The following is a 24,172-nucleotide window of genomic DNA, read 5'->3' as shown; positions in this document are numbered from 1 at the left end:
CTTCTGTTTGAACGGAGAGTTTGCCGCGCGCGGCAAACTCGGAAGTGAGTTAGGCCGGATCGCCGCCGGGAGCAGCCTTCCAGCGCACCCTGCGCGCAGCGCAGGGCGAGGCACCAGCGGGACGGCACCGCGCACCGCCTGGCGCGACGCACCCCGGATGCCGAAGCCCTGGATTCCCGCCTGCGCGGGAATGACGGGGGCGCTACGGGGCGCGGTCAGTCCGCCTCGTTCTGCCGCTCGATCAACTCGATCTTGTACCCGTCCGGGTCCGTCACGAAGGCGATGACGGTCGATCCGCCCTTGACCGGGCCCGGCTCGCGGGTGATGTTGCCGCCGGCGGCGCGGATGCGGTCGCAGGCGGCGTAGACGTCCGGCACGCCCAGTGCCATGTGGCCGAACGCCGTGCCCAGCTCGTACGCCGACACGCCGTGGTTGTACGTGAGCTCGATCTCGGCGTGGTCGGGGTTGGTGCCGTAGCCGACGAAGGCCAGGGAGTACTTCTGCTCCGGCCGCTCGGTGGTGCGCAGCAGCTTCATGCCCAGCACCTGGGTGTAGAAGTCGATCGAACGCTGCAGGTCGCCCACCCGCAGCATGGTGTGGAGGATTCTCATGGGGCCGGATTATGGGGAAGGCGGCCAAGCTCTGCCGTGCTTTGTTTGCATGAGTCGGAATCGGCCTACGTCGCGTGAACCGCGGCGCGTCCATAGTTCGCAGTCCATGATTCGCCAGCTCCTCGGCGCAGCAGGCCTGGCCCTGCTCTGGCTGCTCGCGCCAGCCGCGGCCGCCCAGTCGCCCGCACCTGCCTTCGACCTCGTCGTGCGGGCCCCCGAACCGCTCCAGGAACTGCTGGAGCGCAACATGGAACTGCGCCGCTACCGCGAGGTGACCGACCTCGACGATGCCGAGATCGCCCGCCTGATCGTGCTGGCCGAGAAGGACGTGCGCGAGCTGCTGGCCACGCAGGGCTACTTCCGGCCGGACGTGGCCATCGCGCGCGAGCCGGGGCCGCGCACCCGCCTGGTGGTGACGGTGCAGCCCGGCGAACGCACCCGCGTCAGCGAGGCGCGCGTCGAGTTCGAGGGGGACATCGCGGCGAGCACCGATCCCGATGCCATCTCGCAACGGGAGGCGATCCGCGGCGGCTGGGACCTGCCGGCCGGCGAGCCGTTCACGCAGACGGGCTGGGACCGCGCCAAGTCGGAGGCCACCCGCCAGCTGCTGGCCCGGCGCTATCCGGCGGGACGCATCAGCTACAGCCTGGCCGACGTCGACGCGGCCACGTCCACCGTCCGCCTCGGCCTCCGGCTGGATTCGGGGGCCTTGTTCCGCCTCGGCGCGTTGCGCGTCAGCGGCGTCGAACGCTACGACCCGCGGCTCGTGCCGCGCCTGGCGCGCCTGCCGCAAGGCATGGTGTACGACCAGGAGAGGATCGTCCAGGCGCAGCTGCGCCTCTCGGGCAGCGGCTACTTCGATTCCGCCTTCATCTTCGTCGACCCCGAATCCGATCCGGCCAGCGCCGACGTGCAGGTGACCGTGCGCGAAGCGCCGCTGCAGAAGGTCGTGCTCGGCGTCGGCTTCACCACCGACGGCGGGCCGCGCCTGACGCTGGAGCACGTGCACAACCGCGTCCCCGCGATCGGCTGGCGCGCCGTCACCAAGCTGCAGGCCGAGCGCAAGAACCCCTTCGCGCAGACCGAGCTGATCGACATCCCGGACGAAGAGGGCTGGCGCTGGGCCGTGCTGGGCCGCATCGAGCGCCTGGACGACGACCGGCTGGTGACGAACAGCCAGCGCCTGCGGGCCGGGCGCTTCCAGCAGGGCGACCACATCGACCGCAACTGGTACTTCCAGTACGACCGCGCCACGGTGCAGAACCCGCGCAACGTGGTGCTGACGCCGCTGGACACCGGTGCCGGCTCCGCGTTCAGCGGCAACTACATCTGGAGCGGCCGCTACTTCGACAACCCGCAGCTGCCCACGCGCGGCTTCGGCGTCGGCTTCGAGCTGGGCGGCGGCATCACGCTGGCCGGCGACCGCAAGCTGTTCCAGCGCACCGTCTTCCGCTGGCTCGGGTTCCGGCCGCTGGAGCGCGGCCGGCTGCAACTGCGCACCGAGCTCGGCGCGGTGCTGGCGCCGTCGAGTGCGCAGGTTCCCGCCACGCAGTTGTTCCGCACCGGCGGCGATACGACGGTGCGCGGCTACAAGTACCTGGACATCGGCGTGCCGCTGCCCGGCGGGCTGGTGGGTCCGGGCCGCTACCTGGCGGTGGGCAGCGTGGAATGGCAGCGGCCGATCGTCCGCCGCGGCCAGCCCACGCAGTTCGACCACACGCTGTTCGTCGATGCCGGCGCGGTCGCCGACAAGCCGGCGGACCTGCGCGCGCGAGTCGGCGTCGGCACCGGCGTGCGCTGGCGCAGCCCGGTCGGCCCGATCGAGGCGGCGGTGGCCTATGGCGTGCACTCGAAGAAGTTCCGCGTGCACTTCTCCGCGGGGTTCGTGTTTTGAAGCCGCATCCGCGCGCCGCCCGCTGGATCGTGCGGATCCTGGTCGGCTTCGCCACACTGATCGTGCTGGCCGCCGCCGGCATCTGGTGGTGGGCGGGGCAGGAAGGTTCGCTCGAATGGGTCCTGCAGCGCGTGGCGCGCGGCGGGCCGCTGACGAGCGAAGGCGTGCGCGGTTCGCTGCGCCGCGGCTGGCACATCCAGCGCATCGTCTGGGAGCGCGACGGCCTGCGGCTGGTGGCGGAGGACATCCGCCTCGAATGGCAGCCGCTGGCCATCCTCAATCGCACGCTGCAGCTCGACGAAGTGTCGGTCGCGCGTGCCACCGTCATCGACGACCGTCCCAAGGACGATGAGCCGCTGAAGGAGCCGGAGCACCTGCGGCTGCCGTGGCGCGTGAAGGTGGAGACCCTCAAGGTCGGCGCGCTGAAGGTCCAGGGCCGCACGCCCTTCGAAGCCAGCGGTGCGGCGGCGAAGTACGGCTTCGACGGCTTGCGGCACAAGGTCGAACTGCAGTCGCTGCAGCTTGCGGGCGGCGAGTACCGCGGCGAGGCGACGCTGCTGGCCGTGAAGCCGCTGACGCTGGACGCCAGGATGTCCGGCAGGTTCCTCGCGCCCGTGCCGGGCGTGGCCGAACGCGTGCCGCTCACGCTGGAGGTGCGCGCCGAAGGGCCGGCACGCGCCATCGAAACGCGCGCGGAGGTGCGCGTCGTCGACGCGAAGGCGGATGCCGCGACGCTGCCGCAGGCGACGGCGAGCGCGCGCATCGCCCCCTTCGACGCGATGCCGGTGCCGCGGGGCGCGGCCGATTTCCGCCAGCTGGACCTGGAGATGTTCTGGCCGGCGGCGCCGCGCACGCTGCTGTCGGGGCACGTCGAGGTGGCCCCCGCCGGCGAGAAGTCGTGGCGCCTGCAGGCCGATGTGCGCAATGCGGCGGCCGGCGCCTGGGATGCGGGCCGCCTGCCGGTACGGTCGGCCCGCGGCGAAGGCGAGTGGCGCAACGGGGTCGCGCTGCTCAAGGCGCTGGATGCGGAAGTGGGCGGCGGCCGCATCGCCGGCAGCGGCGGCTGGCGCGGCGAAGGCTGGAGCTTCGAAGGCCGCATCGATGCGGTCGACCCCTCGCAGGTGCACGGCAGCATGGCGGCGCTGCCGCTCACCGGGCCCGTGAAGCTGGAAGGCGCGGGCCGGGCCGTGGACTTCGATGTCGCCCTCGAAGCCGGTGCGCCGCGCCGCCGCGGGCCGCGCGAGACCGACGTTGCGCTGGCCGCCGCGGGTGCGCTGGAACTGCGCAGCGCCCAGGCGCGCGGCCGCTGGGCCGGCGATGCGATCGAGCTCGAGCAGCTGCGCGTGCGCACCAGCGACGCCTCGCTCGAAGGCGAGGTGGCCCTGCGACTCGCGCAGCGTGCCGGCGACGGGCGCCTGCAGCTGCGTGCGCCCGGGTTGCAGGCACAGGTGCAGGGCCGCATCGCGGAGACCCGCGGCGAAGGCTCGGCGAACGTGGCGGCATCCGACCTGGCGCAGGCCCAGCGCTGGCTCGCCCGCTGGCCCGGAACGGCCGGCGTGTTGAAGGACCTGGCGTTGCGGGGGCAGGCGCAGGCGCAGCTCGGATGGCAGGGCGGCTGGCGCGACCCCGCGGTGCAGGGCCGCGCCACGGCGCGTGGGTTGGCGTGGCAGCCACGCCCGGCGGATGCCGCCGCGCCCGGGCCGTGGGTGGTGCGCGATGCCGCGTTGCAGGTGAACGGGCGGCTGCGCGACGCGGCGCTCGACCTGCGCGGGCAGGCCGAGCAGGGACAACGCAAGCTGGACCTGGCCACCAACGGCCGCCTGGGCGCCACGCTGGGCGGCGCCGCAACGAGCTGGCGCGGCCAGGTCGCGCAGCTGTCGGTGCAGCTGCAGGACCCCGGCATCACGCCGGGTCCCTGGCAGCTGCAGCTGCGGCGGGCGGTGGACTGGCGCTTCGCCGGAGGCTCCTTCGACGTGTCGGCGGGCGAGGCGGTGTTGCGCGCGCCGGCGATGCGCAGCGGGACCCCGGCCACCGACGCGCTCCTGGCCTGGTCGCCCGTGCGCCGTCAGGGCGGGCAGCTCTCCACCGCGGGGCGCCTGGGTGGGCTGCCGCTCGCGTGGATCGAGCTGTTCGGCGGCCAGCAGTTCGCCGGCGCGGCGCTGTCGGGCGACATGGTCTTCGATGCCGAGTGGAACGCGGTGCTCGGGACCACCTTGCGCGTGGATGCGTCCCTGGTGCGCGTGCGCGGCGACGTCAACGTGCTGGCGGAAAGCGCCGACGGCGCGGCGGCGCGCGTGACCGCGGGCGTGCGCACCGCGCGCCTGAACGTGAGCAGCCAGGGCGAGCAGCTGGTGCTGTCGCTGCTGTGGGACAGCGAGCGCGCCGGCCGCGCCGAGGGACAGGTGCGCACGCGGCTGGCGCGCACGCCCGACGGCGGCTGGACGTGGCCGCAGCAGGCACCGCTTTCGGGCCGGGTACAGGCGCAGTTGCCGCGCATCGGGGTGTGGTCCCTGCTGGCACCGCCCGGCTGGCGGCTGCGCGGCTCGCTCAACGCGGACATCACGGTGGCCGGGACGCGGGCGGAACCGGCGCTGTCCGGGCCCCTCGTGGCGGACGACCTCGCGCTGCGCTCCGTCGTCGACGGCATCGAACTGAAGAATGGCCGCCTGCGCGCGCAGCTGGCGGGACAGCGCCTGGTGGTCAGCGAGTTCATGCTGCGCGGCAGCGAGGAAGGCACCGGCACCGGCGGCTCGGTGGTCGCCTATGGCGAGGGATCGCTGACGCCGGCCGGCATCGTGTTCAACGCCAATGCGCAACTGTCCCAGCTGCGCGCGAGCATCCGCAGCGACCGCCAGCTCACGGTGTCCGGACCGGTGACGGCGCGGATGGACAGCGGCGGCACCACGGTGACCGGCGACTTGCGCGTGGACAGGGCACGCATCCAGATCCCCGACGAATCGCCGCCGCGGCTCGGCGAGGACGTGGTCGTGCGCAACGCGACCGGCCTGGCGAGCACGGAAGCGGAGCGCAAGGTGCGGCCGCCGCCCAAGGAGCCGGGACGCGCCGTCAGCCTGCGCGTGAACATCGACCTCGGCTCCGACTTCCGCCTGAGCGGCCGGGGCGTCGACACGCGCCTGGCCGGCACCGTGCAGGTGGTCGGAGCCTCGCTGTCGATGCCGCAGATCACGGGCGTGATCAATGCGGTGGGCGGGACCTACGAAGCGTACGGCCAGCGCATGAACATCGAGCGCGGCGAGCTGCGCTTCACTGGCGCCGCGGACAACCCGGCGCTCGACATCCTGGCGGTGCGGCCCAACATGACGCAGAAGGTCGGCGTGCTGGTGACCGGCCGCGCGCAGGCACCGCACATCGAGCTGTACTCCGAGGGCGGGCTGTCCGACGCGGAGACGCTGTCGCAGGTGGTGCTGGGCCGCTCGTCCTCGGGCGGCGGTGCGGAGACGGCGCTGCTGCAGCGCGCGGCCACCGCGCTGCTGGCGGGCCGCGGCGGCACCGGCAAGGGCCTCGTCAGCCGCCTGGGCGTGGACGACCTCTCGGTCAGCCCGGACAGCACCAGCGGCGCCGTGGTGCGCGTGGGCAAGCGCTTCGCCGACAACTTCTATGCCGCCTACGAGCGCAGCCTGTCGGGCGCGATGGGCACGCTGTTCATCTTCTACGACGTGTCGCGGCGCGTGACCGTGCGCGCCGAAGCCGGCGAGCGCACCGGCCTGGACCTGATCTTCACGTTCGCGTTCGACGGCCCGCGCAAGCGCTGAGGCCGCCTACTTCAGCTCGAACACCAGGCAGGTGGTGGTGCCGTGCGCGTAGAGCGTGCCGTCGGGGCCGATGAGCCTCGCCTCGGCGGTGGCCAGCTGCCGCCCGCAGTGCAGCACCTTCGCTTCGGCCCGCACGCGCTGCACGCGCAGGGGGATCGCCTTCACGAGGTTCACGCCGAGTTCGGCCGTGGTGTAGCCGCGGCCGGGCGGCATCAGCGTGTGCACCGCGCAGCCGAGCGCGGAATCGAGCAGCGTCGCGTACCAGCCGCCGTGCACGCCGCCCATCGGGTTCAGGTGGTCCGGCTTGGGCGTGCCCTGGAACACCGCGCGGCCTTCGCCGACCTCCACCAGCTGGAACGAGAGGGTGCGGGCGATCGGCGGGTAGGGCAGTTCCCCGCGCAGCATCGCCTGCAGCGTGTCGAGGCCGGTGCGGCCGGCCACCTGCTCCGGCCGCGCCACGCCGCAACCGGCGCCGGACTGCAGCCTGTCCTGCACGTCGCGCTCCTGGGCGATCCAGGCTTCCAGGGTGGCTTCGGGGCTCGTCATGCGGAATTCTCCATGGATGGTTGCATATGCAATGGTCGCGGCTACACTAATGTCCGTGGACACCGCTGTCAAGCCCGCGGGCTGCACCAACCTCAAGCTGCGCCAGCTGATGCGCCGCGTGGCGCAGCTCTATGACGCGGAGGTCGGCAAGACCGGCCTTCGCGGCACGCAGTACTCGCTGCTGTCGTACGTGGCGAAGCTCGGGCCCGTGCGACCGGTCGACCTCGCCCGGGCGATGAAGGTCGATGCCTCCACCCTCACGCGCAACCTGCGGCCGCTCGTCGACGCGGGCTGGCTGGCCATGGCACCGGGGCCGGACGCGCGCAGCCGCCTGGTGAGTGTCACGCCGGCCGGGCGCGAGAAGCGCACCGAAGCGCAGCGCCGCTGGCGCGTCGCCCAGGAGTCGCTCAACCAGCGGCTGGGCGCGACGCGGGTGGTGGCCCTGCACGCGCTCCTCGACGAATGCCAGGACCTGCTGGCCGACCTGCCCGAGGGAGAGGCGGATGCCTGAAACCGCCCGCCGCACGGCGTTCTGGCTGGTGCTGCTCGCGGCCGCCGGCACCTTCGCGCTGACCATGGGTTCGCGCCAGAGCATGGGCCTCTTCCTGCCGGCCCTCAACACGTCCACCGGCCTCGGCCTGGGCAGCATCAGCCTGGCCTTCGCCTTCGGCCAGCTGTGGTGGGGCCTCACGCAGCCGTTCGCGGGGGCGATGGCCGACCGCTACGGCGCCGGGCGCGTCATCGTGGTCGGCGTCGTGCTGCTCGCGCTGGGCACCTTCATCACGCCGTACATGACGAGCACGCCGGGCCTGGTCTTCGCGATCGGCGTCCTCGCCTCCGCCGGCTCCGGCATGGCGGGGCCCGCGGTGCTGATGTCCGCCAGCGTGCGCATGATCGCGCCGGAGCGGCGCGGCATGGCCACCGGCATCGTGAACGCGGGCGGCTCGTTCGGGCAGTTCGCCACCGCGCCGATCGCCGCCGCGCTGATCGTGGGGATGGGCTGGGCTTCGGCGATGCAGGTGCTGGCCGTCATGGTGCTCGCCTGCCTGCCCGCGGCCTGGGTGCTGCGCGGGACCGCGGTCCGGGCCGGCGCGGGCACCGGCGCCCCGCCGCCGGTGGGTGCCCGCGCGGCCGTGCGCGAGGCGCTCCGGCACCGGGGCTACCTGCTGCTGGGAGCGGGCTTCTTCGTCTGCGGCTTCCACGTCGCCTTCCTGGCGGTGCACCTGCCGGGCGTGGTCGAAGCCTGCGGGCTGCCGACGCAATGGGGCGGCTGGGCGCTGGCGATGCTGGGCCTGTTCAACATCGCCGGCAGCCTCGCCGTGGGCTGGGCGATGGGTCGCTGGCGCTCGAAGTCGCTGCTGTCGCTGATCTACGCCGTGCGCGGGCTGGCCGTGCTGGCCTTCCTGCTCGCGCCGAAGACCGGGCCGGTGGTGCTGGTCTTCGCGGCGGTCATGGGCCTCACCTACCTGTCCACCGTGCCGCCGACGGCGGGCCTGGTGGCGAAGTTCTTCGGCACGGCGAACATGGCCACGCTCTTCGGCGTGGTCATGCTGACGCACCAAGTCGGCGCGTTCTTCGGATCGTGGATGGGCGGCAAGGTGTTCGAGGCGAGGGGTGCCTACGACTGGGTCTGGTACGTCGACATCGTGCTGGCCGTCGGGGCCGCGCTGGTGCACCTGCCCATCCGTGAGGCGCCGCTTCCGCGCCGCGCCACGGCCGCGGCCTGAAGCGGCACCCGCACGCGGCCGCAGGCTCAGCGTTGGCGTTGGCCTACACGGCGTTGCGCAGCGCACCGGCCCCACGTAGGTGCGTTTGCCTCAGCCGGAAAGCGGCGTTCGTACTACCATTGGACTCACATGATAGGTGCACAGTATTATCATGTCAGAGCCCAAGAACGATCGCATGGAAGACAAACCCGCCCGTCTGACGATCCTCATCGACGCAGACAAGAAGAAGGCGTTCGAGGACCTTTGCGCCTCGCAGGACATCACGGCTTCGCAGGTCCTGCGCAAGCTGATCCGCGACTACCTCGCGCAGCACGGGGTGCAGCCTGCCCAGTTGAGGCGGCGTAGCGGCGAGTAACAGCGGCCCCGGGGCGGGCCACCGGCGAACCGGAACTGATTACAATCCGATTAACATCGGACACGTTCGCCCATGGAGCTCAAGACCGCCCGGCTGACCATCCTCATCGATCCCGCGAAGAAGCAGGCCTTCGAGGAGCTCTGCCACACGCAGGACATGACGCCCTCCCAGGTCGTCCGCCGCCTGATCCGCGATTTCATGGAAAGCGAGGATGCGCCGGTGGCCCGCAAGGCCGCCGCGCCTCGCAAGGCCGCGCCGCGCAAGGCGGCCCCGGCGCGCAAGGCCGCGCCCGCCCGCAAGCGCTGAGCGCGCCTCAGGCCGCAACGGTGTAGTTCAGGGTCATGCGCCCGCCGTCGACGACGACGATCTCCCCCGTGACGTAGCTCGCCGCGTTGCTCGCCAGGTAGGCGACCACGTCGGCCACCTCCGAGGGCTCGCCCAGCCGCTTCATCGGGGTGCGCATCATGATCTTCTTCTTCGCCTCCTCGCTGGTGAGCACCGCCTTGGCGGCGAGCTCGGTCGCGATCGTGCCGGGCGCGACGGCGTTCACGCGGATGCCCTTGTCGACCAGCGCCAGCGCCATCACGCGCGTGAGCTGGTTGATGCCGCCCTTGCTCACGTTGTAGCTGGCGATGTTCGGGATCGCCAGCACGGCGTTCACCGAACTCATGTTCACGATGGCGCCGCCGCCCGCCTTCGCCATTTCCCGCGCGACCGCCTGGCCGACGAGGAAGGCGCCCTTGACGTTCACGCGCAGCACGGCGTCGAAGTCGGATTCCGTGATGTCCAGGAAGTCGGCCGCCTTGAAGATGCCGGCGTTGTTCACCAGCACGTCGATGCGGTCGTGCGTGAGGATCGCCTTGGCCACCAGGGTGTCGACCTGCGCCTTGTCGCCGACGTCGCAGTGCACGTAGAGGCCGCCGAGTTCCTGTGCCAGCGCCTGGCCCTTGCCGTCGTCGACATCGGCCAGCACGACCTTCGCGCCTTCGCGGGCGAAGCGCCGCGCGCAGGCTTCGCCGATGCCTTGCGCGGCACCTGTCACGATGCAGACGCGGCCGCCGAGGCCGAAGGAAACGGTGGAAAAATCCGGTGCGCTGTTCATGCGCGCATGGTACCCGCCCATGCGTCCGCGAAGGCGCGCGCCGAGGCAGCCACCGCCGCGGCATCCATGCCCGGCTTGTAGAGCGCCGACCCGATGCCGAAGCCGTTGGCGCCGGCGGCGCGGTACTCGCCCATGTTGGCGGGCGTGATGCCGCCGACCGGGAACAGCGCGACCTGCGCGGGGAGCACGGCACGCAGCGCCTTCACGGCGCCGGGCGGGACCATCTCCGCCGGGAACAGCTTCAGCCCGGTGGCCCCGGCGGCCAGCGCCGCGAACGCTTCCGTGGGCGTCATCACCCCCGGCAGCGCCACCATGCCCTGCCGCACCGCGGCCTGCACCACGTCCGCATCGAAATGCGGCGAGACCACGACACGGCCGCCCGCGTCCTGCACCTGCCGCACTTCATCGGCCGTGCGCACCGTGCCGGCGCCGACGATCGCCTCGGGGAAACGCCGTGCCAGGCGCGCGATGCTCTCCATCGGCGAGGGCGAGTTGAGCGGCACTTCCATCAGGCGGAAGCCGGCTTGCCACAGCGCGTCGCCGACGGCGTCGGCTTCGCCCGGCGTGATGCCGCGCAGGATGGCCACCAGCGGCAGCGCCCGGGACGCAGCCTGCCAGGCCGCCTGCGTGTTCGTGTTCATGGGGTCTCCAGGGTGCGGGCCAGCGCCCACAGTCCGTGCCAGGTCGCTTCGGAACCGATCGAACGGCTGTCCCACGCCAGCGTGCGCAGGGCGAGAGCGTACCGGGCCGTCAACGCGGGGCTGCCCACCAGCACCACTTCGCGCGGCAGCGGGGCACGGGCGCGCAGTTCCTCGCCGATCACCAGCCCGGACAGGTAGCTGGCCAACGCGGCCGGGGCCGCCCGTTCGAACAGGGCGAGCGTGCGAACGCCGAAGGCGCTGCGCAGCAGGCTGCCGGCCGCCTGCGCCTCGCGCACGCCGCGCGTGAAGGCCTCTTCGTCCGGTGCTGCGCCATCGCCGGCGGGCAGCGTGCGGGCCAGGATCGAATGCTGCCGCAGCAGCGCATAAGTCTCACCGGTCATGTAGGTGCTGAAGCTGCGGACGCGCGCGTCCTGCACCTCGACCCACTTGCTGTGCGTGCCGGGCAGCACGAAGGTGCCGTCCTGCAGGCCCAGCCGGCCGAGCGCGCCGAACACCTGCACCTCCTCGCCGCGCATCACGTCCGGCAGGCCGCGCTCCTCGCAGCTCAGGCCCGGCACCAGGGCGATGCGCCCCGGCGTGATCCACGTCAGCGACCGCGCCACTTCCGCGAAGCCGGCGGGGCAGGCGCAATAGGGCGCCTCCTGCCAGCCCTGGCGGCTGCCCGCCATGCCGCTCACCAGGCACAGGGCATCGCCCCCGAGCCAGTCGCCGCAGGTCTCCTGCAGCACGGCGGGGAAACCGCCCGCCGGCACGCTCAGGATGCCGCGCGCCGAAGACCTTTCCTCCAGCACTTCGCCGCCTGCACCGAGGCGGGCCGCCCGCAGGGACGACGTGCCCCAGTCGACGCCGACCAGCGCGCGCACGGCGCTAGTGGTTGTCGCGCGGCACGAAGGCGCCGCGCTTGCCGACGAGGAAGTCGAGGTCCACGCCTTCGTCGGCCTGCAGCACGTGGTCGACGTACAGCTTCCAGTAGCCGGACGCGAGCGGCGGCTTCGGCGGCTGCCAGGCCGCGCGCCGGCGCGCCAGCTCCTCGTCGCTGACCTCCAGGTGCAGGCGGCGCTTGGGCACGTCGAGCTCGATGATGTCGCCGTTCTGCACCAGCGCCAGCGGCCCGCCGGCGGCGGCTTCCGGCGCCGTGTGAAGGACGACGGTGCCGTAGGCCGTGCCGCTCATGCGCGCATCGCTGATGCGGACCATGTCGGTGATGCCCTTGCGCAGCACCTTGGGCGGCAGCGGCATGTTGCCGACTTCCGCCATGCCGGGGTAGCCCTTGGGGCCGCAGTTCTTCAGCACCAGCACGCAGTCCTCGTCGACGTCGAGGTTCTCGTCGTCGATGCGGGCGTGGAAGTCCTCGATGTCCTCGAACACCACCGCCCGGCCGCGATGGACCATCAGCTTGGGCGTGGCGGCGCTGGGCTTGATGACGGCGCCGCGCGGCGACAGGTTGCCGCGCAGAACGGCGATGCCCGCCTTTTCCTTGAACGGCGCCTCCAGCGGCAGGATCACTTCCTTGTTCCAGTTCTGCGCGTCGGCGATGTTCTCGCCCATGGTCTGGCCGGTGACGGTCAACACGTCCAGGTGCAGGTGGTCGCGGATCTCCTTCATCACCGCGGGGATGCCGCCGGCGTAGCAGAAATCCTCCATCAGGTGCTGGCCCGAGGGCTGCAGGTTCACCAGGCAGGGCATCTCGCTGCCGAGGCGGTCGAAGTCCTCGATGGAGAGTTCCACCCCGAGGCGGCGGGCGATGGCGATCAGGTGGATCACGGCGTTGGTAGAGCCGCCGATGGCCGCCAGGGTCTTGATGGCATTCTCGAAGGCCTGGCGCGTGAGGATCTGCGAGATCTTCACGTCGCGGTGCACCAGGTCCACGATGCGCCGGCCGGCCTGGCGCGCCAGCACGTTGCGGCGGCCGTCGACGGCGGGGTAGGCCGCGTTGCCGGTCAGGCCGATGCCCAGGGCCTCGACCATGCTGGCCATGGTGGACGCCGTGCCCATCGTCATGCAGTGGCCGTGGCTGCGGTGCATGCAGCTTTCCGCTTCGAAGAAGTCCTGCAGCTTGAGCGTGCCGGCGCGCACCTGCTCGCTCATGCTCCACACGCCGGTGCCCGAGCCCAGTTCCTGGCCGCGCCACTTGCCCGAGAGCATGGGGCCGCCGGAGACGCCGATCGCGGGGACGTCGACCGAGGACGCTCCCATCAGCAGCGAAGGCGTGGTCTTGTCGCACCCGAACAGCAGCACGACGCCGTCGACCGGGTTGCCGCGGATCGACTCCTCGACGTCCATGCTGGCCAGGTTGCGATAGAGCATCGCCGTCGGGCGCAGCAGGGTCTCGCCCAGCGACATCACCGGGAACTCCAGCGGGAAGCCGCCGGCCTCGTACACGCCGATCTTCACCTGCTCGGCGAGGGTGCGGAAATGCGAGTTGCACGGCGTCAGCTCGCTGAAGGTATTGCAGATGCCGATGACGGGGCGGCCGTCGAACTGGTCGTGCGGGATGCCCTTGCCCTTGAGCCAGCTGCGGTAGGCGAAGCCGTCGCGGTCCTGGCGGCCGAACCATTGTTGCGAGCGGAGTTCGGAAGGCGGTTTCTTGGGGGTGGTCATAAGGGTTGGTCCTGATCGGTCAATCATCTTATGGTCATACGATTGCGCCCGCTTCCGTGCAAACCATGATCAAGAACGTTTCGGGCACCACCCTCGACCTGCTGGGCGCCGCCATCGTCGGCGGGCGCTATGCCGTGGGCGCCAGCATGCCACCGGAGCCGCTCCTCGGGGAGGAGCTCGGCGTCAGCCGCACCGTCGTCCGCGAGGCGGTCAAGTCCCTGGTGGCCAAGGGCCTGGTCACGACCGGTCCCAAGGTCGGGACGAAGGTCCTGCCGCCCGACGCCTGGAACTGGTTCGACCCGGACGTCATCGTCTGGCAATCCCAGGCCGGCCTCACGCGCGAGTTCCTGCGCGACCTGCAGGAGCTGCGCCGGGTCATCGAACCGGCGGCCGTGCGCATCGCGGCCGAGCGCGCCACGCCGGCCGACATCGCCGAGATCGAGGTGGCCTTCGCCGGCATGAAGAAGGCGGTGGAGCAGGGCGGCGACTACGTGGCGCACGACCTGCGCTTCCACCAGGGCCTGCTGCGCGCCTGCCACAACCGCATGATGGTGCAGATGAGCAAGGCCCTGTCGGCCCTGCTGCGCACCAGCTTCGAGATCTCCACCACCCGCAAGGACGGGCCGAAGAATTCGCTGCCGCTGCACCGGGCGGTGGTCGACGCCGTGATCGCCCGCGACGCCGATGCGGCCGAACGCGCGATCCTCGTGCTGATCGACGGGGCCCGCGAGGACATCGACACCGTGCTGGCGTCCCGCCGGCGGCTGCCCAAGCTGGACATGCCCGCGCCGCTGCTGCGCGCCGCCTGAAAGACCGCATGCAGAAGGCTTCCGACCTGTTCTTCAAGCTGCTCGAACTGCTGGTGGTCGTCGCGCTGGTCGCGATGGTCATCATGGTGTTCGGCAACGTGGTGCTGCGCTATGCATTCAACTCCGGCATCCTGGTGTCGGAGGAGCTTTCGCGCTACTGCTTCATCTGGCTCACCTACATCGGCGCGATGATCGCGATGCGCGACCGCGAGCACCTGGGCGTCGACACGCTGGTGCGCCGGCTGCCGCGCGCGGGCAAGATGGCCTGCCTGTTCCTGTCCGAAGCCATGATGCTCGGCGTGAACGTGCTGTTCTTCGTCGGCACGTGGAAGATGCACGAGCTGCAGGTGACCAACGTCTCGCCCGTGGTCGGCATCTCGATGATCTGGGTGTACGGGGTCGGTTACGTGGTGGCGGTGGTGATGGCCCTGTTCAACCTGGCCGTGCTGTACCGCCTCCTCGCCGGCAAGCTGTCGGACGACGAGCTCGTGCAGGTCGTCGAGTCGGAGGACATGCCGCACATCGTCGTGCCCGAACCGCAGCCGCAAGGGGCCCCCCGATGACGGTCACCATCTTCGTCGGCAGCCTGCTCGGCGCCATGGCGCTCGGCATGCCCATCGCCTACGCGCTGCTGGTGTGCGGGCTCGCGCTCATGGCGTTCATGGCCGCCACCGGCATGCTGCCGGCCTTCGACTCGCAGATCCTGGCGCAGCGCTTCGTCGACGGCGCCGACAACTTCCCGCTGCTGGCGGTTCCGTTCTTCCTGCTGGCCGGCGAGTTCATGAACGCCGGCGGCCTCTCGCGCCGCATCGTCCACCTCGCGATGGCCTGGGTCGGCCACTTCCGCGGCGGCATGGGCTACGTCGCGGTGCTCGCCGCCGTCATCATGGCCTCGATCTCGGGTTCCGCCGTGGCCGACACGGCGGCGCTGTCCGCGCTCCTGATCCCCATGATGCGGCAAGCCGGCTACCAGGTGAACCGCTCCGCGGGCCTCATCGCCGCCGGCGGCATCATCGCGCCGGTCATCCCGCCGTCGATCGGCATGATCATCTTCGGCGTCGCCGCCAACGTCTCGATCACCAAGCTGTTCCTGGCCGGCATCTTCCCCGGCATCCTGATGGGCCTGGCGATCGGCATCGCCTGGTGGATCGTCGCCAAGAAGGAGAACGTGCAGGCGGCGCCGCGCATGCCGATGGGCGAGCGGCTGCGCGTCACCGGCCAGGGCACCTTCGCGCTGCTGCTGCCGGTCGTGATCCTCGGCGGCATGAAGTTCGGCGTCTTCACCCCGACCGAGGCCGCCGTCGTGGCCGCGGTCTACAGCTTCGTGGTCGGCATGTTCGTCTACCGCGAACTGAAGCTGAAGGACCTGTACGGCCTGGTGGTGTCCGCCGGCAAGACCACCGCGGTGGTCATGTTCCTCGTCGCGGCCGCCATGGTCAGCGCCTGGCTGATCACCGTCGCCAACATCCCCGACGAAGTCGCCAAGCTGCTGTCGCCCTTCGCGCACAACAAGACGCTGCTGATGCTGGTGATGATGGTGATCATCGTCGTCATCGGCACGGCGCTGGACTTCACGCCGACGGTGCTGATCCTCACGCCGGTGCTGATGCCGATCGTGCGCCAGGCCGGCATCGACCCCGTCTACTTCGGCGTGCTGTTCATCATGAACAACGCCATCGGGCTGATCACGCCACCGGTGGGCACCGTGCTGAACGTGGTGTGCGGCGTCGCGCGCATCAGCATGGACGACGCCTTCAAGGGCGTGATGCCCTTCTTCATCGCGCAGCTCATCGTCCTGTTCTCGCTCGTCCTGTTCCCCGACCTCGTGCTCGTGCCTTTGCAATGGCTGATGCGCTAGGTCCATGTTCCCCCCGTCCGACCCTAGGAGACAAACCATGTTGAAGCGACGCACGCTCGTCACCCTCGTCGCCGGCGCCCTGCTGGCGGCTGCCCCTGCCTTCGCGCAGTTCCAGGAGCGCACCATCAAGTTCACCAACGGCGTGAACGAAGACCACCCGGTGGGCGTGGGCGTGAAGAAGATGCAGGAAGTGCTGGCCGCCAAGACCGGCGGCAAGATGAAGATCAACGCCTTCTGGGGCGGCGCCGCCGGCAACGACCTGCAGGCCACGCAGGCGCTGCGCGCCGGCACGCAGGAGATGGTGTGCACCTCCTCCTCCCCGCTGGTGGGCATCGTCAAGGAACTGGGCGTGTTCGACCTGCCCTTCCTGTTCGCCAACGAGAAGGAAGCCGACGCGGTCCTGGACGGCCCGGCCGGCGTCTACTTCAACAAGAAGCTGGAAGAAGCGGGCCTCGTGAACCTGGCCTACTGGGAGAACGGCTTCCGCAACCTGACCAACAGCAAGAAGCCGGTCGCGAAGGTCGAGGACTTCGACGGCATCAAGCTGCGCGTGATGCAGAACAACATCTTCCTGGACACGTTCCGCACGCTGGGCACCAACGCCGTGCCGATGGCCTTCCCGGAAGTGTTCACGGCGCTGGAGACCAAGACCATCGACGGCCAGGAGAACCCCTTCGTCACGATCGAGACCTCCAAGTTCAACGAGGTGCAGAAGTACCTGTCGGTCACGCGCCACGCCTACACGCCCTTCCTGATCCTCTATTCCAAGAAGCTGTGGGACGGCCTGAGCCCGCAGGAGCAGGCCGTGCTGCGCGAAGCCGCGATCGAGGGCCAGAAGGTGCAGCGCGTCGCCAACCGGCAGCTGAACGAGAAGTCGCTGGCCAGCCTGCGCTCCAAGGGCATGCAGGTCAACGAGATCACCCCCGCGGAGCAGCGCCGCATGTTCGACAAGGTCAAGCCGGTCTACGACAAGAACGTGCCGACCATCGGCTCCGAACCGGTGAACATCGTCCTGGACGCGCTGAAGAAGGCCCGGGGCGGCTGACAAGGGCTTAAGCCATATTCCTGGTGCGCTGCTCGGTCATGGCAGCTACAATTTCTAACATTCCCGGCGTGCAGCAGAAAGCCGGGTCAACGTTGGAGAGAGGTAGTTCCCGTGGCCCAGTCGTCACCAGCGACGCCGTTCCCGGAGGCCGACCATCCGCGCTACTGGCTCGGACGCTCCCCCCTGTTCGACATGGAAGACCCGAAGCTGCGGCTGCGGGTCCATGCCCTCACCCAGTTGTGCAAGAACGACAGGGAGAAGGCGCTGTCGATCTACGGCTATGTCAAGCGCCTGCCGCTGCGCACGCGCATGAAGTTCGGCGCGCCCACGGCGCGCCAGGTCTACGACGCCGGCCACGGCGACGCCTTCGACAAGGCGACGCTGCTGGTGGCCATGCTGCGCATGGCCGGCCTGCCGTCCCGTGTCCGGTTCCTGAACCTCGGCGGCGAGATCCTGCGCGGCATCCCGGGGCGCATGCGCGAAGCCGTGCGTCCGGTGCTGGAGATCTGGCTGCAGGACCAGTGGCTGCGGACCGACACCTTCATCTACGACGGCGAGTGCATGGCCGCGGCGCGCCAGCGCCTGAAGGACCTCGGCTGGGAATGGGGCTACGGCATCCACGTCAACGGCGCCATGGTCTGGAACGGCTACGAGAGCGCCTTCCTGGGCGGCGTGCCCACGGAATGCGACCTGATGGTGCTCGAGGACCTGGGCGTCTTCCACGACCCGCTGCATTTCGCCACCCGCAGCACGCTGGGCAGGCTGCACGCGAGCTTCGGCCGCCTGCTGCACTGGAACCTGCTCGCGCCGCTGATGGACCGCGCCTGGCGCAAGCTGCGCGACTCCCGCGCGGGCGGCGAACTGCCCTTCCACAAGACCTCCTGAAGCCGGCGCGGCCGGCGCATCCGGCATGAAGATCCGCCAGCTCGAAACCCTCCGGCTCGGGGAGTTTCCCAACATCCTGTGGGTGCGCGTGCACACCGACGAAGGTCTCGTCGGCCTCGGCGAGACCTTCATGGGCGCCGAAGCCGTCGAGGCCTACCTGCACGAATGGGCCGCGCCGCGGCTGGTCGGCCAGGACCCGCTGGCCATCGAGGCCCGGGCGCGCGACCTGACCGGCTATCTCGGGTGGCGCGGCTCCGGGGCCGAGACGCGCGGCAACTCCGCCGTCGACATCGCGCTGTGGGACCTGTTCGGGCAGGCCGCGGGCATGCCGCTGCACACCGCGCTGGGCGGCAAGAGCCGCGACGCGATCCGCGTCTACAACACCTGCGCCGGCTACCGCTACGTGCGCAGCAACCGCAACCAGGCGTCGTCGAACTGGGGGCTGGGCAACGCGCAGGGACCCTACGAGGACCTCGAGGGTTTCCTGCACCACGCCGACGAACTGGCGCAGTCGCTGCTGGAAGAGGGCATCACGGCGATGAAGATCTGGCCCTTCGACGTGGCGGCCGAGCGCAGCCACGGCCAGTACATCAGCGCGCAGGACCTCGACGCGGCGCTCGAGCCCTTCCGCAAGATCCGCTCGGCCGCCGGCTCCCGCATGGACATCATGGTGGAGTTCCACAGCCTGTGGCGGCTGCCGATGGCGCGGCGCATCGCGCGCGCATTGCAGGAGTTCGACACCTTCTGGCACGAGGACCCGATCCGCATCGACAGCCTCGACCTGCTCAAGGCGTATGCCGAAGACTGCCGGGCGATGGTCTGCGCCAGCGAGACCCTCAGCTACAAGTGGGGCTTCAAGGACTACCTGCAGACGGGCGTGGCCGGCGTCGCGATGCTGGACCTGAGCTGGTGCGGCGGCCTGACCGAAGCGCGCAAGATCGCGGCGATGGCGGACGCCTGGCAGCTGCCGGTGGCGCCGCACGACTGCACGGGGCCCGTCGTCTGGGCCGCGTCCACGCACCTGTCGCTGCACGCGCCCAACGCGCTGGTGCAGGAGAGCGTGCGTGCGTTCTACACGGGCTGGTACCGCGAACTGGTGACCGGGCTGCCGAAGGTGGAGCAGGGGATGGTCAGCCTGGGCGACCAGCCGGGGCTGGGGATCGAACTGCTGCCGGAGCTCTGGAAGCGCAAGGACGCGATGGTGCGCGCCTCGTAGGCACGCGCTACGCAGGCTGCATGTCGCCCGACAGCAGCACCTGCGCGGCCTTCGCTTGCGGCACGGTGCGCAGCAGCGCGCGCGCGACGTCCGCCGCCCGGATCGGACGCAGGTTCGCGGGCAGGACATGGCCGATCCAGCGGCCCACGCCGGCGGCGATCTTCTCGCCCGTGCGCTCCGGCTGGCCGAGCGACTGGCGATCGCCCAGCAGGAACGACGGGCGCGCGATCACGACGCCTTCGTAGCCGAGGCCGTCGACCGCCTTCTCGAGCTCGCCCTTCACGCGGTTGTAGAAGATGGCGGACTGCGAGTCCGCGCCCATCGCGCTGACCACGCCGAGGCGCGTCGCGCCGGCGGCCCGGGCCGCGCGAGCGACGGCGAGGTTCGCGTCGAGGTCGACCGCGCGGAAGGCCGGCTGGCTGCCGGCGACCTTGATGGTGGTGCCGAGGGCCAGGTAGGCCTCGTCCAGCGCCGGAAGTGCCGGCAGGCGCGTGAAGTCGACGAGATGGACGACCAGCTTGGGGTGGCGCAGGTCCGGCGCGCGGCGCGCGAGCACGTGCACCGTCGCCACGCCCTCGTCGGCCAGCAGGCCCTGCAGGATCTCGCGGCCCACCAGGCCCGTCGCGCCCGCCACGAGGGCGGTGCGGGGGGGCAGGGCGGGCCGCTCCATGGCAGGGACGGACTCAGCGGCCGTAGTTGCGGGCAGGGTTGCCGCCGCGGCGGTTGCCGCCGCCGCCACCACCACCACCACGGCGGCTCGCGCCCATGCTGTCGATGCTGGTGCGGGTGGGATCCGGCTGGCCGTTCGGGCTGACGCGCTTGACGCCGGTCATGTCGCGGCGGCCGGGCAGGTTGGTGCGCAACGGGTCCACGTTGCGCGGCATGCGGTCTTCACCGTCCTCGTCGCGCTCCGGGCGCACGTCGCGCGCCTGTTGCTGCGGCGGACGCGCGCCCTGGCCGTTGTTCGGCGGACGCTGGCCCGGCTGCTGCGGACGGCCGCGGCCGCCGTTGCCGTTGCGTGCCTGCTGGCCCTGGTTTTCGCTGCGCTGGCCGTTGCCGCCGGCGTTGCGGCCCGCGCCGTTGCCATTGGCGCTGCGGCCGGCGCCGTTGCCGCCACGGCCGGCGCCGCCGCGCGGCTGGCCGCCGTTCTTGTCCTTGTTCTCGCGGATGCGCTGCATCATCTCGCTGCGTGCCGCCTTGGCCGCGGCGTTGAGCACTTCGCGCGAGGGCGGGCGGCCCTTGCCGCCCCACAGCACTTGGCGGCCCATGGCGATCGGCTCGGCCTGCTCGCCGGGTTCGGGCCCGAAGCCCTCGACCACCTGCACGGCGATCTGCTGCTTGGTGAAGCGCTCGATCTCCTGCATGAAGCCTTCCTCGTCCAGGCAGACCAGGCTGACGGCGGCGCCGTCGTTGCCCGCGCGGCCGGTGCGGCCGATGCGGTGCACGTAGTCTTCCGGCACGTTGGGGATCTCGTAGTTCACCACGTGCGGCAGTTCGTCGATGTCGATGCCGCGGGCCGCGATGTCGGTCGCCACCAGCGCGCGGATCTCGCCGCTCTTGAACCCGGCCAGGGCCTGCGTGCGCGCGGTCTGGCTCTTGTTGCCGTGCAGGGCCATCGCGGTGATGCCCTTCTTGTTCAGGAATTCGGCAACGTTGTTGGCGCCGAACTTGGTGCGCGTGAACACCAGCACCTGCGACCAGTCGTGTTCCTGGATCACGTGCGCCAGCAGCTCCTTCTTCTTGCCGCGGCCGACCGGGTGCACCACCTGCGTGATGCGCTGGACGGTGGTGTTGCGCGGGGTGACCTGGATGCTCTGCGGATTCTTCAGCAGCGTGTGGGCCAGCTCGCGGATCTCGTCGCTGAAGGTGGCGGAGAACAGCAGGCTCTGCTTTTCCTTCGGCACCAGCGCCAGCACCTTCTTCACGTCCGGCAGGAAGCCCATGTCCAGCATGCGGTCGGCCTCGTCGAGCACGAGGATCTCCACCGTGGACAGGTCCAGGTGGCCCTGCTGCTGCAGGTCCAGCAGGCGGCCGGGCGTCGCGACCAGGATGTCGACGCCCTTGCGGATGCGGTCGATCTGGGGGTTCATGCCGACGCCGCCGAAGATCACGGCGGAAGTCAGGGGCAGGTACTTGCCGTAGGTCCGGATGGACTCTTCCACCTGCGCGGCGAGTTCACGCGTGGGCGTGAGCACCAGGGCGGCGATGCCGTCCTTGCCGAACTTGTTGGTCTTGCTCTGCCCGTGGGTCAGCTTGTGCAGCATGGGCAGCGTGAACGCCGCCGTCTTGCCGGTGCCGGTCTGGGCGCCGGCGAGGAGATCGTGGCCGTCGAGCACGGCGGGGATCGCCTGGGCCTGGATCGGGGTGGGGGTTTCGTAGCCTTCTTCGCGGACAGCCTTGAGGATGGCCGGTGCGAGGTTCAGTTCGTCAAAAGTCATTGAGCAGTGAAGCGCCTCCCGGGCGCTGGGGCATCGGCCGTTCCGGGCCACGCGGGCCGGATCCAGTCAAGGCAGATGAGGTTAAGTTCGGGAGCCGGCGGGCGAAAAGCCTGCTTCGTCCCCAGCGGAACGCTGAGCTCGCAGGCAACTGGAGGCCGCGAGAAAGGGCATTGTCGCACGGTTCCGCGGGGCCTGCCCGGGCCGCCCGTTGCGCCCGCGCACCGGCTGTCGTGCACAAAGTGTCACCCGTCCTGCCAAAAAGTGTCGACCCGGGTGGCCTCAACCATAATCTGTCGACCATATGTCCAAGTCCATGAAGCTCCGCCTGGGGGTCGCCGACGACCCCGCGGCCCTGCAGCCGTCGCTCGGTGATTGCATGGAGGCCATGCTGCAACAGGCCGAGCCCCTGATGGCCCAGGTGCTCGAAGGGCTGGAGAAGGCGGCCCTTGCCACGGGTACGCGCAAGGTGGCCGCCTTCCAGGCGCCGCCCGTGCGGGAGGCGATCATCCGGCTGCAGGAGAGCGCGGGCGACGTCACCGACTCGTTCGTGGCCGAACTGACCCGCCTGGTCTACGAAGGCGGCGGCAAGGACCAGACGAACGCCGAGACGCTGCGCTTCGAGGACCTGCAGCTGTTCGAGGACGCCCAGCTCGACCAGAGCATCGAACTGGCCCGTGCGCAGCAGGAGGTCGCCCTGGCGGTGGACGACACGCTGCCCGCCGCCGATGCGCTGATCAGCACCATGCTGGGCTGGCGCACGATCCAGCCGGGGCTCAACCCGTTGCGGCCGGACGTGTTCGTGCGATCCCTGCAGCACGCGCTGGCGCAGCACGTGCCGGACTCGCAGGTGCGCGAAGTGCTGATCACGCCCGCCGCGGGCCTGCTCGGGGTGAACCTGCGCAAGCTCTATCGGGAGCTGTCCGACTGGCTGCGCTCCACCGGTGTCGAACCGGCCGTTCCGCTGGGGGGCCGCATCAACAAGGTCACGGGGGCCGGCGGCAAGCCGGTGACGGACACGGCGTCGAAGACCCTGCTCACGCTCGACCGGCTGCGCAAGCTGCTCACCGGCGACCTGGACCAGCCGCGCAAGCCCGAATTCCTGCACACGGTGCCGGCGTCGATGTCGCTGCTGAACGAGCTGAAGAAGGCCGATGAACTGGTCAAGCGGCTGGAACAGAGGCCCAAGGCCGCGCCGGCCCCGGTGCAGCCGGTGGACATGCTGGCGGACGTGGGCAAGGAGCCGACGGCGGCGCCCGGCCGCATCGGCCAGCAGCTCGGCGAGGAAGTCGTCGGCATGATGTTCGACCACCTGGCCGAAGACCGCCGGCTGCTGCCCTCGGTGAAGCGCCAGCTGAAGCTGATGGAGCCGGCGGTGCACCGCCTGGCCAAGGAAGACTCGCGCTTCTTCAGCGACCGCACCCACCCGGCCCGCTTGGTGCTGGACCGGATCACCCAGCGCAGCCTGGCGTTCACCTCGGACGCCGATCCGGGATTCGCGCGCTTCATGGCGTCGGTGGAATCCGCCTCCAAGTGGCTGGAGTCCAAGGTGGTGGACGCCGAGACCTTCGGTGAACTGCTGGACCACCTGCAGGCGCAGTGGGGCGAGCAGGACCAGGGCGCCAGGCAGAAGCGCGAGGAAGCGGCGAAGGCGCTGCTGCACGCCGAGCAGCGCAACCTGCTGGCGCAGAAGCTCGCCGCCGATTTCACGGGCATGCTGCAGGGCCTGGACGTCGCCGACTTCGTGCACGACTTCCTGCGCAATGCCTGGGCCCAGGTGGTCGCCGAGGCGCAACTCAGTTGCGAGGACGGCTCCTCCGACCCGCACGGCTACCGCGCCCTGGTCGACGACCTGGTGTGGAGCGTTCAGAAGACGTCCGCCCAGCGCGGACGCGCCCGGCGCCTCGTGCAGATGATCCCCGGCCTGCTGCAGCGCATGCGCGCCGGCCTGCAAGGCATTGGCTATCCGCCGGAGCTCACGCAGCGCTTCTTCGACCACCTCATCACGCTGCACAAGGCGGCGGTACAGGAAGGCCGCGACGCCGCCACGCAGACCGCCGCCGATGCGGCCTGGGAAGAGGAATCGAAGTTCAGCGACAGTGCCGTGGAGATGTGGCTCGACGGCGTGGAGGTGCAGGAGTCCGGCTACGTGGACTTCCCCGGCCTCGAGACGGACACCGAGCACGTGGCTTCCGCCGAAGCCGCGCAGCAGGAGGCGCTGGAGGCGGAGCAGGAGCTGGCCGCCGCCCCGGACCTGAACCTGCAGGAGCCCGCGCCGGCATTGCGCGACGCCGAACTCAAGGTCGGCACCTGGGTCGAGATCCAGATCAAGGGCGAGTGGGTGCGGGCGCAGCTGACCTGGTCGAGCCCGCACGCGACGCTCTTCATGTTCACGTCCGTGGGCGGGACGGCCCATTCGATGTCGCGCCGCACCCTGGACAAGCTGCGCGCGTCCGACACCCTGCGCGTGATCGCCGACCGCCCGGTCCTCGACGAGGCGCTGGACCACGTCGCGCAGGAGGCGCTGAAGAACAGCGTGGTGAAGAAGGACTGAGGTCCTCCGGCCCTGCCTGGCGGGGTGACAATTCGCGTCACCCCGACCGCACTTTCCCGCCGGAATTTCGTCATCCGGGATAATCGGCGGTTTCCCGCA

At 70.6% G+C, this 24,172-nt stretch carries 21 protein-coding genes; 13 read left to right on the top strand and 8 right to left on the bottom strand.

Going from position 1 to position 24,172, the window contains the following annotated elements:
• Positions 1-215: 215 nt before the first annotated feature.
• Positions 216-611: a lactoylglutathione lyase gene (gloA, locus tag IM787_RS21410; RefSeq protein WP_193678748.1), complete on the bottom strand. Its 396-nt coding sequence runs from the start codon at positions 609-611 to the stop codon at positions 216-218.
• A gap of 106 nt (positions 612-717) precedes the next feature.
• Between gloA and IM787_RS21405 the strand changes: the two genes are divergently transcribed.
• Positions 718-2,505, top strand: coding sequence for an autotransporter assembly complex protein TamA (locus IM787_RS21405; protein ID WP_227494543.1), 1,788 nt, complete (start codon positions 718-720; stop codon positions 2,503-2,505).
• A complete protein-coding gene (locus tag IM787_RS21400; protein WP_193678746.1) occupies positions 2,502-6,278 on the top strand; it encodes a translocation/assembly module TamB domain-containing protein in 3,777 nt (1,258 codons plus the stop codon). Before IM787_RS21405 ends, IM787_RS21400 begins: the two co-directional genes overlap by 4 nt.
• Positions 6,279-6,284: 6 nt before the next feature.
• Here the strand turns inward: IM787_RS21400 and IM787_RS21395 are convergent, their stop codons facing one another.
• Positions 6,285-6,824, bottom strand: coding sequence for a PaaI family thioesterase (locus IM787_RS21395; protein WP_193678745.1), 540 nt, complete (start codon positions 6,822-6,824; stop codon positions 6,285-6,287).
• Positions 6,825-6,873: 49 nt separating this feature from the next.
• Between IM787_RS21395 and IM787_RS21390 the strand changes: the two genes are divergently transcribed.
• The 4 genes from IM787_RS21390 to IM787_RS21375 all read left to right on the top strand — a co-directional run bounded on the left by IM787_RS21390 (position 6,874) and on the right by IM787_RS21375 (position 9,212).
• The gene (locus tag IM787_RS21390) at positions 6,874-7,335 is read left to right on the top strand and encodes a MarR family winged helix-turn-helix transcriptional regulator (RefSeq protein ID WP_227494542.1); all 462 of its coding nucleotides are present in this window, start codon (positions 6,874-6,876) and stop codon (positions 7,333-7,335) included.
• Positions 7,328-8,551 (top strand): MFS transporter, encoded by a 1,224-nt coding sequence (locus tag IM787_RS21385; protein ID WP_193678744.1) that lies wholly within the window; start codon positions 7,328-7,330, stop codon positions 8,549-8,551. Before IM787_RS21390 ends, IM787_RS21385 begins: the two co-directional genes overlap by 8 nt.
• Before the next feature lie 175 nt (positions 8,552-8,726).
• Positions 8,727-8,906 (top strand): CopG family transcriptional regulator, encoded by a 180-nt coding sequence (locus IM787_RS21380; RefSeq protein WP_193678743.1) that lies wholly within the window; start codon positions 8,727-8,729, stop codon positions 8,904-8,906.
• A 72-nt stretch (positions 8,907-8,978) separates the two neighbouring features.
• Positions 8,979-9,212: a CopG family transcriptional regulator gene (locus IM787_RS21375; protein WP_193678742.1), complete on the top strand. Its 234-nt coding sequence runs from the start codon at positions 8,979-8,981 to the stop codon at positions 9,210-9,212.
• A 7-nt stretch (positions 9,213-9,219) separates the two neighbouring features.
• Here IM787_RS21375 and IM787_RS21370 read toward each other — a convergent pair whose 3' ends face one another.
• Genes IM787_RS21370 through IM787_RS21355 form a run of 4 tightly spaced genes read right to left on the bottom strand, consistent with a single transcriptional unit; the run spans position 9,220 to position 13,271 of the window.
• Complete coding sequence (locus IM787_RS21370) at positions 9,220-10,008, bottom strand: SDR family NAD(P)-dependent oxidoreductase (protein ID WP_193678741.1); 789 nt, start codon at positions 10,006-10,008, stop codon at positions 9,220-9,222.
• A complete protein-coding gene (locus IM787_RS21365) occupies positions 10,005-10,649 on the bottom strand; it encodes a 2-dehydro-3-deoxy-6-phosphogalactonate aldolase (RefSeq protein WP_193678740.1) in 645 nt (214 codons plus the stop codon). Before IM787_RS21365 ends, IM787_RS21370 begins: the two co-directional genes overlap by 4 nt.
• Positions 10,646-11,533, bottom strand: a complete 888-nt coding sequence (locus IM787_RS21360; RefSeq protein ID WP_193678739.1) for a 2-dehydro-3-deoxygalactonokinase — start codon at positions 11,531-11,533, stop codon at positions 10,646-10,648. The genes IM787_RS21365 and IM787_RS21360 overlap by 4 nt, the downstream gene beginning before the upstream one ends.
• Positions 11,534-11,537: 4 nt before the next feature.
• Complete coding sequence (locus IM787_RS21355; protein ID WP_193678738.1) at positions 11,538-13,271, bottom strand: IlvD/Edd family dehydratase; 1,734 nt, start codon at positions 13,269-13,271, stop codon at positions 11,538-11,540.
• 65 nt (positions 13,272-13,336) lie between these two features.
• On the opposite strand from IM787_RS21355, the gene IM787_RS21350 reads away from it, so the two are divergent.
• The 6 genes from IM787_RS21350 (at position 13,337) to IM787_RS21325 (ending at position 19,084) form a co-directional block, all read left to right on the top strand.
• Positions 13,337-14,080: a FadR/GntR family transcriptional regulator gene (locus IM787_RS21350; protein ID WP_193678737.1), complete on the top strand. Its 744-nt coding sequence runs from the start codon at positions 13,337-13,339 to the stop codon at positions 14,078-14,080.
• A gap of 8 nt (positions 14,081-14,088) precedes the next feature.
• A complete protein-coding gene (locus tag IM787_RS21345; RefSeq protein ID WP_193678736.1) occupies positions 14,089-14,643 on the top strand; it encodes a TRAP transporter small permease in 555 nt (184 codons plus the stop codon).
• Positions 14,640-15,938 carry a TRAP transporter large permease gene (locus IM787_RS21340; RefSeq protein ID WP_193678735.1) on the top strand — a complete coding sequence of 433 codons (1,299 nt, stop codon included), beginning with the start codon at positions 14,640-14,642 and terminating at the stop codon, positions 15,936-15,938. The genes IM787_RS21345 and IM787_RS21340 overlap by 4 nt, the downstream gene beginning before the upstream one ends.
• Before the next feature lie 37 nt (positions 15,939-15,975).
• A complete protein-coding gene (locus IM787_RS21335) occupies positions 15,976-16,983 on the top strand; it encodes a TRAP transporter substrate-binding protein (protein ID WP_193678734.1) in 1,008 nt (335 codons plus the stop codon).
• 111 nt (positions 16,984-17,094) lie between these two features.
• Positions 17,095-17,868, top strand: coding sequence for a transglutaminase-like domain-containing protein (locus IM787_RS21330; RefSeq protein WP_193678733.1), 774 nt, complete (start codon positions 17,095-17,097; stop codon positions 17,866-17,868).
• A 25-nt stretch (positions 17,869-17,893) separates the two neighbouring features.
• A complete protein-coding gene (locus IM787_RS21325) occupies positions 17,894-19,084 on the top strand; it encodes a mandelate racemase/muconate lactonizing enzyme family protein (protein ID WP_193678732.1) in 1,191 nt (396 codons plus the stop codon).
• Positions 19,085-19,091: 7 nt separating this feature from the next.
• Here IM787_RS21325 and IM787_RS21320 read toward each other — a convergent pair whose 3' ends face one another.
• A complete protein-coding gene (locus IM787_RS21320; RefSeq protein ID WP_227494541.1) occupies positions 19,092-19,754 on the bottom strand; it encodes an NAD(P)H-binding protein in 663 nt (220 codons plus the stop codon).
• Positions 19,755-19,767: 13 nt separating this feature from the next.
• On the bottom strand, positions 19,768-21,522 hold the full coding sequence (locus IM787_RS21315; RefSeq protein ID WP_193678731.1) for a DEAD/DEAH box helicase: 1,755 nt from the start codon (positions 21,520-21,522) through the stop codon (positions 19,768-19,770).
• Between the two features lie 313 nt (positions 21,523-21,835).
• Between IM787_RS21315 and IM787_RS21310 the strand changes: the two genes are divergently transcribed.
• Positions 21,836-24,073: a DUF1631 family protein gene (locus IM787_RS21310; protein ID WP_193678730.1), complete on the top strand. Its 2,238-nt coding sequence runs from the start codon at positions 21,836-21,838 to the stop codon at positions 24,071-24,073.
• The last annotated feature ends 99 nt before the right edge of the window (positions 24,074-24,172 follow it).

It is taken from the genome of Ramlibacter pallidus (assembly GCF_015070875.1).
GTDB lineage: Bacteria > Pseudomonadota > Gammaproteobacteria > Burkholderiales > Burkholderiaceae_C > Ramlibacter > Ramlibacter pallidus.
The sequence above is the reverse complement of the archived record's forward strand: the minus strand, read 5'-3'. Positions and strand labels throughout refer to the sequence as shown.

Bases quoted from the DNA above. Each gene is read 5' to 3' on its own strand.
- gloA (WP_193678748.1), bottom strand. From the start codon at position 611: ATGAGAATCCTCCACACCATGCTGCGGGTGGGCGACCTGCAGCGTTCG.
- IM787_RS21405 (WP_227494543.1), top strand. From the start codon at position 718: ATGATTCGCCAGCTCCTCGGCGCAGCAGGCCTGGCCCTGCTCTGGCTG.
- IM787_RS21395 (WP_193678745.1), bottom strand. From the start codon at position 6,824: ATGACGAGCCCCGAAGCCACCCTGGAAGCCTGGATCGCCCAGGAGCGC.
- IM787_RS21390 (WP_227494542.1), top strand. From the start codon at position 6,874: ATGTCCGTGGACACCGCTGTCAAGCCCGCGGGCTGCACCAACCTCAAG.
- IM787_RS21385 (WP_193678744.1), top strand. From the start codon at position 7,328: ATGCCTGAAACCGCCCGCCGCACGGCGTTCTGGCTGGTGCTGCTCGCG.
- IM787_RS21380 (WP_193678743.1), top strand. From the start codon at position 8,727: ATGGAAGACAAACCCGCCCGTCTGACGATCCTCATCGACGCAGACAAG.
- IM787_RS21375 (WP_193678742.1), top strand. From the start codon at position 8,979: ATGGAGCTCAAGACCGCCCGGCTGACCATCCTCATCGATCCCGCGAAG.
- IM787_RS21370 (WP_193678741.1), bottom strand. From the start codon at position 10,008: ATGAACAGCGCACCGGATTTTTCCACCGTTTCCTTCGGCCTCGGCGGC.
- IM787_RS21365 (WP_193678740.1), bottom strand. From the start codon at position 10,649: ATGAACACGAACACGCAGGCGGCCTGGCAGGCTGCGTCCCGGGCGCTG.
- IM787_RS21355 (WP_193678738.1), bottom strand. From the start codon at position 13,271: ATGACCACCCCCAAGAAACCGCCTTCCGAACTCCGCTCGCAACAATGG.
- IM787_RS21350 (WP_193678737.1), top strand. From the start codon at position 13,337: ATGATCAAGAACGTTTCGGGCACCACCCTCGACCTGCTGGGCGCCGCC.
- IM787_RS21345 (WP_193678736.1), top strand. From the start codon at position 14,089: ATGCAGAAGGCTTCCGACCTGTTCTTCAAGCTGCTCGAACTGCTGGTG.
- IM787_RS21340 (WP_193678735.1), top strand. From the start codon at position 14,640: ATGACGGTCACCATCTTCGTCGGCAGCCTGCTCGGCGCCATGGCGCTC.
- IM787_RS21335 (WP_193678734.1), top strand. From the start codon at position 15,976: ATGTTGAAGCGACGCACGCTCGTCACCCTCGTCGCCGGCGCCCTGCTG.
- IM787_RS21325 (WP_193678732.1), top strand. From the start codon at position 17,894: ATGAAGATCCGCCAGCTCGAAACCCTCCGGCTCGGGGAGTTTCCCAAC.
- IM787_RS21320 (WP_227494541.1), bottom strand. From the start codon at position 19,754: ATGGAGCGGCCCGCCCTGCCCCCCCGCACCGCCCTCGTGGCGGGCGCG.
- IM787_RS21315 (WP_193678731.1), bottom strand. From the start codon at position 21,522: ATGACTTTTGACGAACTGAACCTCGCACCGGCCATCCTCAAGGCTGTC.
- IM787_RS21310 (WP_193678730.1), top strand. From the start codon at position 21,836: ATGAAGCTCCGCCTGGGGGTCGCCGACGACCCCGCGGCCCTGCAGCCG.